Source organism: Candidatus Erwinia dacicola (genome assembly GCF_001756855.1).
GTDB classification, from domain to species: domain Bacteria; phylum Pseudomonadota; class Gammaproteobacteria; order Enterobacterales; family Enterobacteriaceae; genus Erwinia; species Erwinia dacicola.
Map to the genome: position 1 here is coordinate 1 of NZ_MAYS01000463.1, position 2,418 is coordinate 2,418.

Annotated in this window: 1 protein-coding gene; it reads left to right on the forward strand. The window is 54.7% G+C overall.

Annotated elements, in window-relative coordinates; translation table 11 throughout:
- The first annotated feature begins 513 nt into the window (after nucleotides 1-513).
- Entirely contained in the window at nucleotides 514-2,376 is a 1,863-nt protein-coding gene (kup, locus tag BBW68_RS12360) for a low affinity potassium transporter Kup (protein WP_070135597.1), read from the forward strand.
- Nucleotides 2,377-2,418: the final 42 nt, after the last annotated feature.

Consider the following 2,418-nt stretch of genomic DNA (forward strand, 5'->3'; position numbering starts at 1 on the left):
GATTCAATTTCCTAACCATCGAGGCGTTGCCACAGCGCTTAACAGGCACATTACCGGACCGGAAGGCTGGAACTGAATTTACACCACCTTGACGGATTTGACCGGGCCGAGTAAAAATACACTTTCGCCTCACAGGGCAGCGAGCAGGCAAAGGCGAATCGCATGATGGCGTTCGTAAAGTCCTTTTTCTAAAGCATTGCTGAGGCGGGCGATGCGTTCCGCCAGTAATTGAGAGTGAGCCATAATCAAACACTCATCCTTTTTCTACGGACAGGCCCGCTTGTTGCTGGCGAGCACAAACACTACTGACTATTATGCTTGAAAGACTTGATATCAGTCAGCTTTTTTATTATTAAACGGTGACATCAGGCGATGTCTTACCTTTAAGAGTTGTCGTTAAACGGGTAATTAGAGGTAGGCATTCAATATGAATCATGCATACTGTGCGCGTTTTAATGGTTTGATTAGCTGTGCGCAATCCCGCGTAGGTTGGCTCCAACAAAAGATATCTCTATGAGTTCTGAAAAGAGGCCGTCCCTTGGTGCCGTTACGCTGGCAGCGATTAGTGTGGTGTATGGCGACATTGGTACCAGCCCACTTTATACCCTGCGCGAGTGTCTCTCCGGTCAGTTTGATGTTGAGCGCGATGCCGTTTTCGGCTTTTTATCGCTGATTTTCTGGCTGGTGGTGCTAACCGTATCGCTGAAGTATATCAGCTACGTGATGCGTGCCGATAATGCCGGAGAAGGGGGCATCCTGACGCTGATGTCGCTGGCCGGGAGAAATACCGGGGCAATGTCCACTGCCGTGCTGGTGATTATGGGTCTGATAGGCGGCAGCTTCTTTTATGGTGAGGTGGTGATCACTCCTGCGGTTTCGGTCCTTTCGGCGATTGAAGGCTTAGAGATCGCCGCACCTTTCCTCGACCGCTACATCGTGCCGATGGCGATTGCCGTGCTGATGTTGCTGTTCGTAATTCAGAAACACGGCACCGGTATCGTCGGCAAGCTGTTCGCACCGGTGATGCTGCTGTGGTTTATCGTGCTGGCGGTGCTGGGTGTGCGCGGGATTATCGCCAATCCGGACGTGCTGCACGCCATGAACCCGTACTGGGCCGTGCACTTCTTTATTGAGTACAAAACCGTCTCCTTCTTTGCGCTAGGTGCCGTGGTGCTGGCGATTACCGGCGTGGAAGCTCTGTACGCGGATATGGGCCACTTCGGCAAATTCCCGATTCGCCTCGCGTGGTTTATCGTGGTGCTGCCGTCGCTGGTGCTGAACTATTTCGGTCAAGGCGCGCTACTGCTGAAAAACCCGGAAGCGATTAAAAACCCGTTCTTCCTGCTGGCCCCGGACTGGGCGCTGATCCCGATGCTGATTCTGGCAACCCTGGCAACAGTGATCGCCTCTCAAGCGGTAATCTCGGGCGTCTTCTCTCTGACGCGCCAAGCCGTGCGCCTCGGCTATCTGCCGCCAATGCGTATTGTGCACACCTCGGAGCAAGAGTCCGGCCAGATCTATATTCCGGTAATCAACTGGCTGCTCTATTTTGCCGTGGTGATTGTCATTGTCGGCTTCGAGCGCTCCAGCAACCTAGCGGCGGCTTACGGCATTGCGGTAACCGGCACCATGGTGCTGACCGCGATCCTGTGCAGCATCGTGGCAATTAAGAACTGGCACTGGAACCGCTACTTGGTGATCACCATCCTGATTGGCATGCTGTGCATCGACGTGTCGCTGTTCTCTGCCAACCTAGTGAAAGTGTTTGCCGGTGGGTGGCTACCGCTGGCGCTGGCGCTGGTGATGTTTATCGTGATGACCACTTGGAAAAGCGAGCGCTTCCGCCTGCTGCGCCGTATGCATGAGCACGGTAATTCGCTGGAGGCGATGATCGCCTCGCTGGAGAAATCCCCGCCGGTACGCGCGCCAGGCACCGCGGTCTATATGTCGCGTGCGCTCAACGTCATTCCGTTTGCCATGCTGCATAACCTTAAGCACAACAAGGTGCTGCACGAACGGGTCGTGCTGCTGACGCTGCGTACCGAAGACGCACCCTACGTACACAACGTTAAGCGTGTGACCATTGAACAGCTGTCGTCGACCTTCTGGCGCGTGGTGGCAAGCTACGGCTGGCGCGAAACGCCGAACGTGGAAGAGATCTTCCACCGCTGCGATCTGGAAGGGTTGAGCTGCCGGATGATGGAGACGTCATTCTTTATGTCGCACGAGTCGCTGATTATCGGCAAACGCCCGTGGTATATGCGCCTGCGCGGCAAACTGTTCCTGATGCTGCAGAAGAATGCACTGCGTGCGCCGGACCAGTTTGAAATCCCGCCGAACCGCGTGATCGAGCTGGGCATCCAAGTCGAGATTTAGATAGGGATGGCACAGGGTAGAATCTTGGGACGTGGTGTAAAT

What these genes read in the sequence shown, in the direction of transcription:
- kup (WP_070135597.1), top strand. Translation starts at nt 514, where the DNA reads ATGAGTTCTGAAAAGAGGCCGTCCCTTGGTGCCGTTACGCTGGCAGCG.